General features: G+C 65.9%; 13 protein-coding genes. 5 read left to right on the forward strand and 8 right to left on the reverse strand.

Translation table 11 applies throughout. From position 1 onward, the window contains the following. Nucleotides 1-2: 2 nt before the first annotated feature. Complete coding sequence (locus LC407_RS12040) at nucleotides 3-1,400, reverse strand: cupin domain-containing protein (protein ID WP_223482873.1); 1,398 nt, start codon at nucleotides 1,398-1,400, stop codon at nucleotides 3-5. Between the two features lie 663 nt (nucleotides 1,401-2,063). After that, nucleotides 2,064-3,431, reverse strand: a complete 1,368-nt coding sequence (gene purB, locus LC407_RS12045; protein WP_080148443.1) for an adenylosuccinate lyase — start codon at nucleotides 3,429-3,431, stop codon at nucleotides 2,064-2,066. Nucleotides 3,432-3,720: 289 nt separating this feature from the next. On the opposite strand from purB, the gene LC407_RS12050 reads away from it, so the two are divergent. Next, a complete protein-coding gene (locus LC407_RS12050; protein WP_080148444.1) occupies nucleotides 3,721-5,160 on the forward strand; it encodes a class II fumarate hydratase in 1,440 nt (479 codons plus the stop codon). A gap of 81 nt (nucleotides 5,161-5,241) precedes the next feature. Here the strand turns inward: LC407_RS12050 and LC407_RS12055 are convergent, their stop codons facing one another. From LC407_RS12055 to LC407_RS12080, 6 genes are all read right to left on the reverse strand, one after another. Then, a complete protein-coding gene (locus tag LC407_RS12055) occupies nucleotides 5,242-5,667 on the reverse strand; it encodes a hypothetical protein (protein WP_032951937.1) in 426 nt (141 codons plus the stop codon). 107 nt (nucleotides 5,668-5,774) lie between these two features. Beyond that, entirely contained in the window at nucleotides 5,775-6,377 is a 603-nt protein-coding gene (locus tag LC407_RS12060) for a DUF2884 family protein (RefSeq protein WP_059064617.1), read from the reverse strand. Between the two features lie 30 nt (nucleotides 6,378-6,407). Further along, nucleotides 6,408-7,292, reverse strand: a complete 885-nt coding sequence (locus LC407_RS12065; RefSeq protein ID WP_223482874.1) for a DUF2807 domain-containing protein — start codon at nucleotides 7,290-7,292, stop codon at nucleotides 6,408-6,410. A 23-nt stretch (nucleotides 7,293-7,315) separates the two neighbouring features. Next, a complete protein-coding gene (locus LC407_RS12070) occupies nucleotides 7,316-8,341 on the reverse strand; it encodes a hypothetical protein (RefSeq protein WP_025876815.1) in 1,026 nt (341 codons plus the stop codon). Continuing rightward, nucleotides 8,338-9,228, reverse strand: a complete 891-nt coding sequence (locus LC407_RS12075; protein ID WP_025876817.1) for an ABC transporter ATP-binding protein — start codon at nucleotides 9,226-9,228, stop codon at nucleotides 8,338-8,340. Before LC407_RS12075 ends, LC407_RS12070 begins: the two co-directional genes overlap by 4 nt. Further along, nucleotides 9,228-9,587, reverse strand: coding sequence for a GntR family transcriptional regulator (locus tag LC407_RS12080; protein ID WP_012511573.1), 360 nt, complete (start codon nucleotides 9,585-9,587; stop codon nucleotides 9,228-9,230). The genes LC407_RS12075 and LC407_RS12080 overlap by 1 nt, the downstream gene beginning before the upstream one ends. A 623-nt stretch (nucleotides 9,588-10,210) precedes the next feature. Between LC407_RS12080 and LC407_RS12085 the strand changes: the two genes are divergently transcribed. The 4 genes from LC407_RS12085 (at nucleotide 10,211) to LC407_RS12100 (ending at nucleotide 13,477) form a co-directional block, all read left to right on the forward strand. Beyond that, entirely contained in the window at nucleotides 10,211-10,798 is a 588-nt protein-coding gene (locus tag LC407_RS12085) for a glutathione peroxidase (protein WP_025876823.1), read from the forward strand. A 96-nt stretch (nucleotides 10,799-10,894) separates the two neighbouring features. Continuing rightward, nucleotides 10,895-11,872: an FKBP-type peptidyl-prolyl cis-trans isomerase gene (locus LC407_RS12090; RefSeq protein ID WP_025876825.1), complete on the forward strand. Its 978-nt coding sequence runs from the start codon at nucleotides 10,895-10,897 to the stop codon at nucleotides 11,870-11,872. A 23-nt stretch (nucleotides 11,873-11,895) separates the two neighbouring features. Then, nucleotides 11,896-13,245 carry a UDP-glucose/GDP-mannose dehydrogenase family protein gene (locus LC407_RS12095; protein ID WP_025876827.1) on the forward strand — a complete coding sequence of 450 codons (1,350 nt, stop codon included), beginning with the start codon at nucleotides 11,896-11,898 and terminating at the stop codon, nucleotides 13,243-13,245. Further along, nucleotides 13,238-13,477, forward strand: a complete 240-nt coding sequence (locus LC407_RS12100) for a SlyX family protein (protein ID WP_025876828.1) — start codon at nucleotides 13,238-13,240, stop codon at nucleotides 13,475-13,477. The genes LC407_RS12095 and LC407_RS12100 overlap by 8 nt, the downstream gene beginning before the upstream one ends. Nucleotides 13,478-13,487: the final 10 nt, after the last annotated feature.

The following is a 13,487-nucleotide window of genomic DNA, read 5'->3' on the forward strand; positions in this document are numbered from 1 at the left end:
GCTCAGCCGCGGCCGGCGTCGCTGTCGTCTTCATCGTGGTCATCGAAGTTGACGATCACTTCAATACCGTCGTCGTGCACGGTCACCAGATGGACGTCATCGGACATCGAGTCAGCCTCGATCACCTCGACCTGCTCGTGGCCCTCGATCACTTCACCCAGCACCTCTTCCTCCTCGTCGGCGTACACCTCGTTCGGATCGATCAGCTGGAACACGCCGCCGACCAGCAACTGCTGGACCACCGCACGGCCCTTGTCGGACAGACCGCGGTAGGCGGCGGCGTCGAGCTGCTCGGCACCTGCCAGGCGCTGCGCGTCCTTGACCGGCAGGGCGAAGTCCTGGCCACTGACATACAGGCTGGCACCGCGCTTGGCCCGGCGCCAGGCCAGGCGCGCCCACGGGTGGCGCTGCAGCAGCAGGCCCGACTGCAGGGCCTCCAGCACTTCTTCCTGCGGCGGCGCGGCCTGGTGGGCCATCACCTCGCCGGCGGCGCGGTAGGTAGTGATGAAGCGGCCGAACCAGTCACCCAGCTTGTCCGGATCGTTCATGCGGATGGCGTTGAGCGCGGTGATCACCCGCGCCATCGCCACGGTGTCGATTTCGTTCGGGTCGGCCGGCGCCTTCAGGTCGGCGTCCTGGTAGCGGATGTTCTCGTCGGCTTCGGCGATCAACGTGTCCAGGTAGTCACTGATCAGCTCGGCCGAAGACGGTGCGCGCATGCCGAACGAGAACGTCAGGCACGGGTCTTCGGCAACGCCGTGATGCGGCACGTTCGGCGGCAGGTACAGCATGTCGCCCGGCGCCAGCACCCAGTCGTGGGTCGGCTTGAACACTTCCAGCAGCTTCAGTTCCACGTCGGGGCGGAAGCCCAGCGGCGGGCGCTTGCCCTTGATCGATTCACTGGCATCGATCTGCCAGCGGCGGTGGCCGTGGGCCTGCAGCAGGAACACGTCGTACTGGTCGACATGGGCACCGACCGAGCCCCCGGTAGCGGCGAAGCTGATCATCACATCGTCCATGCGCCAGCGCGGCAGGAAGCTGAAGTGTTCGATCAGGGCGCGCACGTCCTTGTCCCATTTGTCCACGTCCTGCACCAGCAGGGTCCAGTCGTGGTCGGGCAGGGCGGGGAAGATGTCTTCCTGGAACGGGCCGCTGCGCACGCGCCAGCTGTCCTGGGCCTTGTCGTGCTCGATCAGGCGGGCCAGCACGCCCTCTTCGCAGGCCAGGCCGGCCAGGTCTTCCGGCTGTACCGGGGTCTGGAAATCCGGGAAGGCATTGCGGATCAGCAGCGGGCGTTTCTGCCAGAAGTCACGCAGGAAGGTGGCCGGTGCCATGCCCAGCGGCTGGCCGCGGCGGGCGGTGACTTCGATCAGGGGGGAGGAGGACTTGCGGGCGGCCATGGGGGAGTTCCTTGCAGCGGAAAGCGGGAGGGGCGGCGTGGCGGGCCGCCAAGGGCTCCATTGTCCGACGTTCGATGGGATTGCGCACGTGTGCTGGTTTGTCGCGGGGTGTCCGGCCAACGGCGGAGCCCCTCGTGGCGGTCGAGTTCAAAGCAAAAGCTGCGCTTGGCCGGGCGGGTGGGCTGCGCGGGGGACGCCGTGAACCCGTCCCTGGGGGCTTGGCCGCGGCATCCATGCCGCGGACACCCCCGCGCAGCCCACCCGCCCGGCCCCTGACAGTTTCCTGCGGGGTCCGCCATGGAATGGAAGAAGAAAATCAAAGGCAACAGCGGGTCGCGCGCTGCGCTTGCTTCGCCCTGCCTTCGCCATAAAAAGAGGGACGCGGCGAAGCCGCGTCCCTCTTTCAAAATTCCGTCCCGACAACCCAACGCTCTTCGATCCGTCACCGGGAATCTGTCAGAGGTGGGGCGGGTTGGGTTCGCGGGACCGTTGGCGCCATGGATGGCGCCATCGAGCCCCCAGGGACGGGTTTACGGCGTGTCCCGCGAACCCAACCCGCCCCGCCAAACACGGCAAAAACCCAGAGCCGCTTTTGACGTTGCTGTTGCCGTTGCTGTTGCCTGCCGCAGGCAGCGCCCGCGGCCGCCGCCGCAAGGAAAACCCTTAAATCTTCTTCGCCAGCGACTCGGCCAGGCCGGTGTAGCTGCCCGGGGTCATCTCCAGCAGACGCTGCTTGGCATCGGCCGGCAGCTCCAGCCCCTGCACGAAGGTGCGCATGGACTCGGCCGTGATGCCCTGGCCACGGGTGAGCGCCTTCAGCTGCTCGTACGGGTTCGGCAGCCCATGGCGGCGCATCACCGTCTGCACGGCCTCGGCCAGCACTTCCCACGCCGCATCCAGATCGGCGTCCAGGCGCTGCGGGTTCACTTCCAGCTTGCCCAGGCCCTTGGCCAGCGAATCCAGCGCCACCTGGCTGTGGCCGAACGCGGTGCCCAGCGCGCGCAGCACGGTGGAATCGGTCAGGTCACGCTGCCAGCGGCTGATCGGCAGCTTCGCGCTGAAATGCTCGAACAGCGCGTTGGCGATGCCGAAGTTGCCTTCGGCGTTCTCGAAATCGATCGGGTTGACCTTGTGCGGCATCGTCGACGAACCGACTTCGCCTTCCTTCAGGCGCTGCTTGAAATAGCCCAGCGAGACGTAGCCCCAGATGTCGCGGGCCAGGTCGATCAGGATGATGTTGGCGCGGCGGGCGGCATCACCGATCTCGGCGATGTTGTCGTGCGGCTCGATCTGGGTGGTGTACGGGTTGAACACCAGGCCCAGCCCGGTCACGAAGCGCTCGGCGAAGGCCGGCCAGTCCACATCCGGGTAGCTGGCGATGTGCGCGTTGTAGTTGCCGACGGCGCCGTTGATCTTGCCGGTCAGTTCAACCGCGGCGATCTGCCGGCGCTGGCGTTCCAGGCGGGCGACCACGTTGGCCAGCTCCTTGCCCAGCGTGGTCGGCGAGGCGGTCTGGCCGTGGGTGCGCGACAGCATCGGCTGGCCGGCCTGGGCATGGGCCAGCGTGCGCAGTGCAGTGGCGATGCCGTCCAGCGTCGGCAGCAGCACCTCGCGACGGGCCTGTTCCAGCATCAGGCCGTAGCTGAGGTTGTTGATGTCTTCGCTGGTGCAGGCGAAATGCACGAACTCCAGCGCCGGCGCCAGCTCGGCATCGTCCTTCAGCTGTTCCTTGATGAAGTACTCCACCGCCTTGACGTCATGGTTGGTGGTGCGCTCGATCTCCTTCACGCGCGCGGCCTGGGCCGGGCTGAAGTCGTTGGACAGTGCACGCAGGCGGACGATGGCAGCGTCGGAGAACGCGGCCAGCTCGACGATGCCCGGCTCGGCGGCCAGGGCCAGCAGCCACTCCACTTCGACCGTGACACGGGCCTTGATCAGGCCGTACTCGGAGAAGATCGGGCGCAGGGCGTCGACCTTGCCGGCATAGCGGCCATCGAGCGGGGACAGGGCGAGCAGGGCGGATTCGGACATGTCGGCAGGGCTGGGACGAGCGGCGGGGCCGATATTCTACGACGCGTGGCCTTCGCATGCTCGGTAGCGCCGGGCTATGCCCGGCGGATGGTGGCCGCGCTGCGCGCTCGCCGGGCGCGGCCCGGCGCGGCCCGTTCAATCGGCCCTGCGGATGAAACGATCTGGCCCGTCCTCGCCATCCCACGCTGCGGACAAGGGAGTATCGTTGTCGCAGCCGCCAGCCCGGGAAGCGACACCCTGCCAGCCGCCGCTTTCCTTTCCCCAACTGAAGTAGTGCGGAGTTGATGCAATGAGCAAAGCTGCAAGCAAGAGTGCCCCCAAGGGATTCCGGATCGAGCACGACAGCATGGGTGAGCTGCAGGTGCCTGCCGACGCCCTGTGGGGCGCGCAGACCCAGCGCGCTGTACAGAATTTCCCGGTGTCGGGCCAGCGCATGCCGCGCGGTTTCATCCGTGCGCTGGGCCTGGTCAAGGGCGCTGCCGCCGGCGTCAATGCCGAGCTGGGCCATCTGCCGAAGACCGTGGCCAAGGCCATCCAGTCTGCCGCGGCTGAAGTGGCGGACGGCACGTGGGACGCGCAGTTCCCGATCGACGTCTACCAGACCGGCTCGGGTACGTCCTCGAACATGAATGCCAACGAGGTCATCGCCACCCTGGCCAATCGCGCCGGCAAGGCCGGCAAGACCACGGTGCACCCGAACGATCACGTCAACCAGGGGCAGAGCTCCAACGACGTGATTCCAACGGCGCTGCGCGTGTCGGCCGTGCTGGCCACCCATGAGCAGCTGCTGCCGGCGCTGGTGCACCTGCGCCGGACGCTGGACAAGAAGGGCCGCAGCCTGCGCAAGGTGGTCAAGACCGGCCGCACCCACCTGATGGATGCGATGCCGCTGACCTTCGAACAGGAATTCGGTGCATGGTCGGCGCAGCTGGCCTCGGCCCAGGAGCGCATCGAGGACAGCCTCAAGCGCGTGCGCCGCCTGCCGCTGGGCGGTACCGCCATCGGCACCGGCATCAATGCCGACCCGCGCTTTGGTGCGCAGGTTGCCAAGGCGCTGAAGCAGCAGACCGGCTTCAAGTTCGACAGCGCCGAGAACAAGTTCGAAGGGCTGGCCGCGCAGGACGATGCGGTGGAACTTTCGGGCCAGCTCAATGCGCTGGCGGTGGCCCTGATCAAGATCGCCAACGACCTGCGCTGGATGAACGCCGGCCCGCTGGCGGGCCTGGGCGAGATCGAACTGCCGGCACTGCAGCCGGGGTCCTCGATCATGCCGGGCAAGGTCAATCCGGTGATCCCGGAGGCGACGGTGATGGCCTGCGCGCAGGTGATCGGCCACCACACGGCGATCACCGTGGCCGGCCAGACCGGCAATTTCCAGCTCAACGTGACGCTGCCGCTGATCGCGGTGAACCTGCTCGATGGCATCGGCCTGCTGGCCAATGTGTCGACCCTGCTGGCCGACAGCGCCATTGCCGGCCTGAAGGTGCGCGAGGACCGTGTGGCCGAGGCGCTGGCGCGCAATCCGATCCTGGTGACCGCGCTGAACCCGATCATCGGTTACGAGAAGGCCGCAGCGATCGCCAAGCGTGCCTACAAGGAGCAGCGCCCGGTGCTGGACGTGGCGCTGGAAGACAGTGGCCTGGCCGAAGCCGAGCTGCGCCGCCTGCTGGATCCGGCCGCGTTGACGGCCGGCGGCATCCAAGCCGGTGGCGGTGGTGCCGGCGGCTGATCGAACGGTGTGCGGGCCGAGGTCCGCAGCCACCACAGGCGAGAAGGAAGAACGCCGCCCGGAAGGGCGGCGTTGTTCGTTTCAGCGACGGTCGGCGACGATGTTGCCGAAGGTCTCGGTGTAATCCTTGAACTCGGGAATGGTCTGCACCAGGTCCGGCGGAATCACCTGCATGCCCTCCGGCGGCACGATCTTCACCGGCTGCATGTTTGGGTCGGCCGGTGCGGCCACCAGCGTGTTCTGGCGCAGCACCTGAAGCTTGCCGAACATCGTCTGCAGCATCTGCTTCTGTTCGGCGTTGAGCGGGATCAGGATCTCGTCGATCTTCATCTGCCCGTCGGGCAGGATGATGATGTTCGGTGCCGGCTGGCGGCGAACGGTCACGATGCTCTCGCTGACCGAGATCTTGGGTTTGCCACGCTCGGCGCGGTGGTTGCGGTAGTCCTGGTCACAGCCGACCAGGCCCAGGCAGAGCAGGGCGGCCAGCAGCAGAAACAGCTTTTTCATGGCGGTTCGATGAAGTGCATCCGGGGCTGCCATTGTAAGCCCGCCGGGGCGCAGCGGCCGGCAACGCAGTTGCGCGGCCGGCCGGGTGCGCTGATCTGTCACAGGGGTCAGCGGTTGACGACGGTGTCCTTGCCGCAGTCGTCCACATCGCTCTGGTCCATCGTGGCGTAGGGCTTGAACGCCGGCAGCGAGGCAGCCAGGGCCTGCTGGCTGGCCAGCATGGCCGGCATGCGGTCGCAGATGCGCTTGGCCTGCGCTTCGATCTTGGCGGCCTCGGCGTTGATCCGTTTCTCGATGCCTTCGCTGTCACCGCTGAAGATGCCCTTCAGTGCTTCACCGGCAGCGTTGGCGCCGAGCTTGGCACCTGCCAGGCCGACGTCCATGCCGTCCATCGCCACCGCCACCACGTGGCCACGGTAATCAAGCAGCTGGCGACGCTGGCCATCGTCCAGCGCAACCGGCTTGCCACCGATCAGCAGCTGTCCCTGCGGGGTGATCTCCGCGCGTGGCTGGTTGTCGGCCGAGATCTTGATGTTGCCTTCGGCAATTTCCCTGCGGGCGTCATCCATCGCCTCCTTGACGGTCTGGCCGACGCCGCCCGCGGTCTCGGCCACCGCCTTGCCGGCGGTCTTGTCGGGGCTGGACGTGTCGCCACAGGCGATCAGCGGCAGGCACAGCAGGGCAGCAGGCAGCAGGCGCAGCAGACTCATGGCATTCCCCTCGGATCGGATGGTTGGACGTTACTTGCCGCGCGGCAGGGTGATGGTGCCGGACACGTTGCGATGCTGGACATCGCCGCTGCCGCTGTGCTCGACGGTGAGGTTGCCGCGCACGCCGTCGACATCGATGTCGCCCGAGCCGTGGCTGCGCACGCGGACGTTGCCGCCGACCTGCTCGATATCGACGTTGCCGGAGCCGACCACGCCGACCTCGACGTTGCCTTGCACCTGCTTGAAGCCGATGTCGCCCGAACCGACGGTATCCAGCCGTGCGTTGCCACGCACGTCGGTCACCTTCAGGTCACCGGAACCGACCGTGCCGACGCTGGCATCACCGCCGATGTTGCGGGCGTTGACGTCGCCCGACCCCAGCGAGAGCAGGTTGAACGATGCGGCGCCATCGACGTCCAGGTCGCCCGAACCCACGGCGGCATGCACGCTGCCACGGGTGCCGCGGGCGATGCCATCACCGGAGCCCACGTCCATGCTCAGCGACTGCGCGTTCTCGATGCTGCCATCGCCCGAGCCGATCTTGAACTGCAGCGGCAGGTTGTCCGGCACGCTGCCACGGATGTCCAGCCAGGCGTAGCTGTTACCCATCGACAGCGCGTCGCGGCTGTCGCGGCGCAGGCTCACCACCAGCTTGTCGCCCACGCGGCGCTGGTCCAGCACCAGCTGGTCCAGCCAGTCCTTGTTGGACGCGCACGCGCGGCCTTCGAGCTGGCCGCCACCGGCGCTGGCGACCACTTTCAGGTCATGCTGGTTGATCTCGAACACCACCGCTTTGGCACCGGCCGCGTCGATCTTCAACGCGCGCGGCGCGGAGAACTTGCAGTTCGGTGCATCGGCGGCCAGCGCCGACAGCGGCAACAGCAACAGTGCAGTACAGGCAATCAAGGAACGCATGGGTGGTGCCTCCAGGTTGACGATCAGATTTCACCAGCGCGCTTGCGCAGGCGGATGGCGATGAAGATGAAGGCCACGCCGAAGGCCGCGCCGATCCACAGGTCGGGCATCGCCAGCGACTTGAGCTGGGCAGAGGGCGCCATCAGCGCCACGATCGAGTCCAGATCCTGCCTGGATTCACCGCCACCGGCGCGGTACAGCAGATCCATTCCCGGCATCGCACCCAGCAGCAGACGGCCGACGATGTGTTGCCAGAACCAGCCGGTGGTCAGGTCGAACAGGTGCATCAGCTTGGTGGTGCTGACGATGATGCCGGCGAACAGCGGCAGCATTACTGCCCAAAGGAACGGCTTGCTCCGTGCCCAGGCCGAGCACAGCAGCAGCCAGCCCGCAGTGGGCAGCGCCCACAGGGCGTACACCGGGATGGACACGAACATGCCCATGACCAGGCTCATCGGATTGGCAGGTCCCACGATCAACTGCATCGCGTCGCCGCCGTGGGAGACCACCACCAGGCACAGTATCAGCATGAAAACGAGCAGGGTCAGGCTGGAAGCGATGATGGCGATGAGCGGTGCGACGATCAGTGCACTGAGCACCTTGGACAGTACGGTCTGGGTGTCCGACAGCGGCAGCGACTTCCAGAACAGGATGCTGCGGTCGCGGCGATCGTCATACAGGGCGCCCAGGCAATAGAAGAACACCACAAAGGCAAGCACGATCAGTGGCCAGGACGAGGTCAATACCATCGCCAGGTCCAGGCCGTTGCCCAGGTCGGCCATGTCCTTGGCGCTGATGTCGCGGGTCAGCACGGCCAGATCCAGGCCGTTGATGTTCACGCTCTCGCCGTCGATGTGCAGGCCGCCGTCGCGGGCGGCACGATGCAGGGCGAACAGGCCCAGGCCGATGCCGATGCCGCTCATCAGCAGCGAGACGATGCCGGCGATCACCGGGGCGTACAGGAAACCACCGCGGTTCTCCCAGTATTCGCGCTTGAGCAGCCAGCGCAGGGTGCCTGCGGGACTGACAGGATGGTTGACGGCATTCATGCGTAGGTCCCCTTCATGACAGCGACGAACAGATCGGCAAGGCCGGCGTTGCGGGTTTCACCCAGGCTGGCCAGCTGGCTGCGTGGCACCCCGTCGAACAGCAGGACGGTCTTGCCGAAGGCCTGGCTGCGCTCGTCGATGGGCTTCAGTGCGCGGGCGGTTTCAAGCTGGTCGGCACCGACCAGCAGTTCGGTATAGCGCTCGCCAACTTCGTCCATTTCCGCATTGAGGACGATGCGACCATCGCGGATGAACATCACGTCGGTGAGGATGTGTTCGATCTCTTCCACCTGGTGGGTGGTGACGATGATCGTCTTCTGCTCGTCGAAGTAGTCTTCCAGCAGGCGCTGGTAGAACTCCTTGCGGTACAGGATGTCCAGGCCGAGCGTGGGTTCGTCCAGCACCAGCACCTTGGCGTCGATGGCCATCACCAGTGCCAGGTGCAGCTGCACGATCATGCCCTTGGACAGTTCACGCACGCGCTGCTTCGGCTGCAGCTTGGTGTTGGCCAGGAAGCGTTCGCAACGGGCGCGATCGAAGCGGGGGTGCACGCCGGCGACGAAGTCGATCGCCTCACGCACCTTCAGCCAGCGCGGCAGCACGGCGACATCGGCGATGAAGCAGATGTCGTTCATCAGATCGTCGCGGTGCACGCGCGGGTCGCGGCCGAGCACGCTCAGCTCGCCTTCCACCGAGGTCAGGCCGAGCACCGCCTTCAGCGCGGTGGTCTTGCCGGCACCATTGGGGCCGATCAGGCCGATGATGCGGCCTGCCGGAATGGAGAAGCTGGCGTTGTCGAGCGCGAGCGTGTTCTTGTAAGCCTTGCGAAGGCCACGGGCGGTAATGACAGCGTCGCTTGGCACAGCGGTAGTGGGACTGGCATTCATCAGAATTTCCCCTGGGGCAACAATTCGTCGAGACTCAGGCCCAGTCGCTGGATGCGCTCCAGTACGGCCGGCCATTCTTCATTGAGGAAGCGTTCGCGCTCGCTGCTGCGCAGCTGCGTGGCCGCCTGTTCGGTCATGAACATGCCCAGCCCGCGGCGCTTCTCGACCAGGCCTTCATCGGCCAGCTCCTGGTAGGCGCGCGAAACGGTGATGGGGTTGAGCTGGTAATCGGCGGCCACCTGGCGCACCGAAGGAAGGGCATCGCCCGGCTTGAGGATTCCGTCAAGCATCATGGCGATCACGCGTTCCTTCAGCTGGCGGTAGATGGGAGCGCCGTCGCTCCACTGGATGTCGCTCATATTCAGCTCCGTGGGGTCAGCGGCTGTGCGAACGAGAAATACGGCATGGACAGGGAGCTGTGCAGCCGACGCGGGGGGGAGGGGGAGGGAGCGGCATTCCCTGCCGTGGGTGCTGCTGCGTCCTGCGTACTGTCTTCGGAGAGGGTGGGGGAGGACGCGGCCGGCGGTGCCGGCATGGCCAGCCAGACCAGTACGAACAGGGTTGATACCGCGGTGACCGCGGGGGCGGCAAGGCTGCGACGCATCCGGCTGTTCATGATTCCCCCTGTCTCAGGTGACTGGTGTTGTATGCAACTATAACACCGGCACGCCTGTGTGCAAGTCCTGCCCCCACCCAACTGATGGCAGGGGTGGTCACGGCACCGCAATATTCGTTCAACCGCTTGATATGCATCGAAAAAGAGAAACTGCGGAGGGGCGTTTTCAGTCGGCCTCCCATTCAGCCATGTCCATGCTATGTCATCAGCAGCGGGCTGGGACGCGCGGCAGACTGCTTCCGCCACGCCGTGCAAAGCGCGACAACGCATGCGCTCCAGAGACGTGCAGACCCCGGTGCTATAGTTCGGCCGATTCCCGGCCGGTCACGGCCGGACCCCTGGAATGGCTACCGCGGACCGTCTCCCATGCCTTTGTCGACTGCCTCCTCGCGCCGCCTTCGCGGCCTGTCCCTGTTGACCCTGCTGGCCGCAGGCCTGGCCACGTCGGCCGCCGCTTCGGCCGCCGATCTGCTGGATCTGTCGTACCGGCCGCTGGCGGGCAAGCAGCAGGTCAACCTGCAGCAGCGTTACCACGGGCAGGTGCTGCTGGTGGTCAATACGGCAAGCAAGTGCGGCTATACCCCGCAGTACGAGGGTCTGGAAGCGCTGCAGAAGCAGTACGCCGGCAAGGGATTTGCCGTGCTCGGCTTCCCGTCCAACGATTTCAAGGGGCAGGAGCCGGGTGATGAAAAACAGATCCAGGATTTCTGCACGCTTACCTATGGTGTGAAGTTCCCGATGTTCGAAAAGGTGCACGTGACCGGCGCGCAGGCTACGCCGCTGTATCAGCGCTTGACCGCCGCCACCGGCGTGGCGCCGGCCTGGAATTTCCACAAGTATCTGGTCGGACGCGATGGCACGGTCATTGCCCAGTTCGCCAGCAAGGTCACCCCGGATGATCCGCAGCTGAAAGCGGCCATCGACAAGGCGCTGGCGGCACCGGCCGCACATTGAATGCCGGCACGGATGCCTCGACATCGACGGCATGCGTGCGACAATACGTGTTTTCGCGCCGACGTCGGCGTCCAGTCACTTCCAGGAATGCAGCGAATGAAAATGGGAATGCGCGGCGCCGCGGCGTCGGTTCTGATTCTGGCGATGGGCACCTCCGGTGTCGCCCTGTCGCAACAACCGGCCGCTCCTTCGGCCGCCAAGGAGACCGCACCCTTGAATTCCCCCAAGCAGAAGCTCGGCTACGCCATTGGTCTGGATGTGGCCAAGTCGTTCGCGCCGATCGCCGATGAAATCGATGCAGCCGCGCTGCGCACTGCCGTGGAGCGTTCCTTCGAAGGCCTGCAGCCGCAGATCACCCAGGAACAGGCCAAGGCGACCGATGCCGCCCTGCGCCAGGTGGTGATGGCCCGCAGCGGCCAGCAGGTGCCGGGCGTCGCGCCGGGCTCGCAGCCGGCGAAGGTTGATCGGGTCAAGGTCGCGCAGATGATCGGTGCTTATTCGGTGGGTCCGTCGCTGGCACAGCTGAAGGACGATATCGATACCGCTTCGCTGTTTGACGCAATCAACACTGGCCTGAGCAAGGGCCAGCCGAAGATGAGCGAAGCCGATGCCACTGCCACCATCCAGTCGTTCATGGGTGCCAAGCAGGCCGAGATGCAGGCAAAGGCCGCACAGGCAGCGCAGACCAACCGTCAGGAAGGCAACGCGTTCCTGGCCAAGAACAAGACCCAGCCGGGCGTGGTGACCACCCCGTCGGGCCTGCAGTACCAGGTGATCCGTCCGGGCAGTGGCGAGCGTCCGTTGCCCTCCAGCAAGGTGCGCGTGAACTACGAAGGCAAGCTGCTCAACGGCACGGTGTTCGACAGTTCCGCGGGCCGTGGCCCGGCCGAATTCGGTCTGGACCAGGTCATCAAGGGCTGGACCGAGGGCGTGGCCCTGATGCCGGTCGGCTCGAAGTACCGCTTCTGGATCCCGGGTGAACTGGCATACGGCGAGAACGGCACCCCGGGTGGTCCGATCGGTCCGAACTCCACCCTGACCTTCGACGTCGAACTGCTGGGCGTTCTGCCGTAAGCCAACACGGAGTCAGCACGGATATGCGCGTTGCGATTTTTGGTACCGGCTACGTAGGTCTGGTGACCGGCACCTGCTTGGCCGACGTTGGCCACCAGGTGGTCTGCGTCGATATCGACCAGGCCAAGGTGGATGGCCTCAACCGGGGCATCATCCCGATCTACGAACCCGGCCTGGAGCCGATGGTGAAGGCCAACCACGCCGCGTCGCGGTTGGTGTTCACCACCGACGCGGCGACCGCCATCGGCCACGGCCAGGTGGTGTTCATCGCCGTGGGCACGCCGCCGGACGAGGATGGCAGCGCCGATCTGCAGTACGTGCTGGCCGTGGCCCGCACCATCGGTCGGTACATTTCGGTGCCGACCGTGGTGGTCAACAAGTCGACGGTGCCGGTAGGCACCGCCGACAAAGTGCGTGCGGCCATTGCCGAGGAGCTGGCGGCGCGTGGGGCGGATATCGCCTTCGATGTGGTGTCGAACCCCGAATTCCTGAAGGAAGGCGACGCCGTTGCCGACTGCATGCGGCCTGACCGCATCATCATCGGTGCGACCAGCGCCGAGTCGGTCGCAGTGATGCGTCGCCTGTACGCACCGTTCAATCGCAACCACGATCGCGTGGTGGAGATGGACGTGCGTTCGGCCGAGCTGACCAAGTACGCCGCCAATGCAATGCTGGCAACCAAGATTTCGTTCATGAATGAAATCGCCAACATCGCCGAGCGCGTGGGCGCCGACGTCGAGCAGGTCCGCCAGGGCATCGGTTCGGATCCGCGTATTGGCTGGCACTTCATCTATCCGGGTGCCGGTTATGGCGGTTCGTGTTTCCCCAAGGACGTGCAGGCACTGGCGCGCACCGCGCAGCAGGCCGGCCTGGAGCCGAAGCTGCTGAACGCGGTGGAGGCGGTCAATGAATCGCAGAAGGGGCACCTGTTTGCCCTGATCCAGCGCCACTACGACAAGGGCGAAGACGAAGGCGTGCGCGGCAGGACATTCGCCGTGTGGGGCCTGGCGTTCAAGCCGAACACCGATGACATGCGCGAGGCCTCCAGCCGCCGCCTGCTGGCCCAGTTGTGGGAAGGCGGTGCGACAGTGCGCGCCTACGATCCGGAGGCGATGCATGAATCGCAGCGGATCTTCGGCGAGCGCGACGATCTGGTGTTCTGTGACAGCGCCGACGATGCGCTGCAGGGCGCCGATGCACTGGTCGTGGTGACCGAGTGGAAGCAGTTCCGCAGCCCCGATTTCCAGATGCTGCGCGAGCGGCTGAAGGATGCGGTGGTGTTCGACGGCCGCAATCTGTACGAGCCGGCTGAAGTCGAGGCCGCCGGCCTTGCGTATTACGGCATTGGCCGGGGGCGTTCGCTGCATGTCTGAAGTACCGACCGAACGTGAGCAGGCGCTGGAAGCGCGCCTGGTCGAGCTGGAGATGCGCGTGTCCTTCCAGGAACACGCGCTGGCCGAACTGAGCGATGCACTTGCAGACGCGCGCATGGAAGGCAGCCGCAATGCCGGCATCCTGCGCGTGCTGCTGGAAGACCTGGGCAAGGTCCGCAATGCATTGAATTCTTCTGATCCGGCGAGCGAACCGCCGCCGCCGCACTACTGATCCATATCCT

It is taken from the genome of Stenotrophomonas sp. OVS01A, assembly GCF_019969775.1.
In the GTDB taxonomy this organism is placed as follows: domain Bacteria; phylum Pseudomonadota; class Gammaproteobacteria; order Xanthomonadales; family Xanthomonadaceae; genus Stenotrophomonas; species Stenotrophomonas indicatrix.

What these genes read in the sequence shown, in the direction of transcription:
- LC407_RS12100 (WP_025876828.1), top strand. Translation starts at nt 13,238, where the DNA reads ATGTCTGAAGTACCGACCGAACGTGAGCAGGCGCTGGAAGCGCGCCTG.
- LC407_RS12080 (WP_012511573.1), bottom strand. Translation starts at nt 9,587, where the DNA reads ATGAGCGACATCCAGTGGAGCGACGGCGCTCCCATCTACCGCCAGCTG.
- LC407_RS12085 (WP_025876823.1), top strand. Translation starts at nt 10,211, where the DNA reads ATGCCTTTGTCGACTGCCTCCTCGCGCCGCCTTCGCGGCCTGTCCCTG.
- LC407_RS12075 (WP_025876817.1), bottom strand. Translation starts at nt 9,228, where the DNA reads ATGAATGCCAGTCCCACTACCGCTGTGCCAAGCGACGCTGTCATTACC.
- LC407_RS12055 (WP_032951937.1), bottom strand. Translation starts at nt 5,667, where the DNA reads ATGAAAAAGCTGTTTCTGCTGCTGGCCGCCCTGCTCTGCCTGGGCCTG.
- purB (WP_080148443.1), bottom strand. Translation starts at nt 3,431, where the DNA reads ATGTCCGAATCCGCCCTGCTCGCCCTGTCCCCGCTCGATGGCCGCTAT.
- LC407_RS12095 (WP_025876827.1), top strand. Translation starts at nt 11,896, where the DNA reads ATGCGCGTTGCGATTTTTGGTACCGGCTACGTAGGTCTGGTGACCGGC.
- LC407_RS12090 (WP_025876825.1), top strand. Translation starts at nt 10,895, where the DNA reads ATGAAAATGGGAATGCGCGGCGCCGCGGCGTCGGTTCTGATTCTGGCG.
- LC407_RS12050 (WP_080148444.1), top strand. Translation starts at nt 3,721, where the DNA reads ATGAGCAAAGCTGCAAGCAAGAGTGCCCCCAAGGGATTCCGGATCGAG.
- LC407_RS12065 (WP_223482874.1), bottom strand. Translation starts at nt 7,292, where the DNA reads ATGCGTTCCTTGATTGCCTGTACTGCACTGTTGCTGTTGCCGCTGTCG.
- LC407_RS12070 (WP_025876815.1), bottom strand. Translation starts at nt 8,341, where the DNA reads ATGAATGCCGTCAACCATCCTGTCAGTCCCGCAGGCACCCTGCGCTGG.
- LC407_RS12040 (WP_223482873.1), bottom strand. Translation starts at nt 1,400, where the DNA reads ATGGCCGCCCGCAAGTCCTCCTCCCCCCTGATCGAAGTCACCGCCCGC.
- LC407_RS12060 (WP_059064617.1), bottom strand. Translation starts at nt 6,377, where the DNA reads ATGAGTCTGCTGCGCCTGCTGCCTGCTGCCCTGCTGTGCCTGCCGCTG.